This window comes from Roseateles chitinivorans (genome assembly GCF_002761755.1).
Lineage (GTDB): Bacteria > Pseudomonadota > Gammaproteobacteria > Burkholderiales > Burkholderiaceae_C > Roseateles > Roseateles chitinivorans.
Genome location: NZ_PEOG01000183.1, coordinates 1 through 499, shown reverse-complemented (window position 1 = coordinate 499; position 499 = coordinate 1). Strand labels below are relative to the sequence as shown.

At 38.3% G+C, this 499-nt stretch carries 1 protein-coding gene; it reads right to left on the bottom strand.

Annotation, left to right across the window (positions count from 1 at the left end):
- Positions 1–153: 153 nt before the first annotated feature.
- Positions 154–499 (bottom strand): redoxin family protein (locus CS062_RS25285; protein ID WP_143742541.1); only part of this gene is annotated, 346 nt, incomplete at its 5' end.

Sequence of the window (499 nt, the reverse complement as noted above, 5' to 3'; positions counted from 1 at the left end):
CCTTCGGCAATCGCATAAGTGATGCCTAATAGCAGCACTATAATGATAACAGATTTCATATTGCAGGTTTTGGTTACTTACAAGATGCGTATCCGAATAAATTCCATAAAAAAGCCGCTATTTTTTACAGCGGCTTCTAGAATTCAGAGGTTGTTAGCTTCTTTTGATCGAACAGCCTACAGAGCGACTTTCTTTTACAGAAATAGATTTCCCTGCAGTAAGCTCATTGATGGCCTCTTTAGCATGAACACGTTTTACATTTCCTCCATCATTTGGATTATCATCGATAGCGCCTTTGTATTGAAGTTTAGCGTTTGCATCAAACAGAAATAATTCAGGTGTTCTGGAAGCTCCAAATGCATTAGCGATCTTGGAATCTGTATCTACCGTGTAATAAAAATCATACCCCTGCTTTTGAGCGTAGGCTTTCATGGCTTCGTAAGAATCATCGTCATCTCTTGTGCCTTCATTGGAGTTCAATAAAATAATACCAATATTG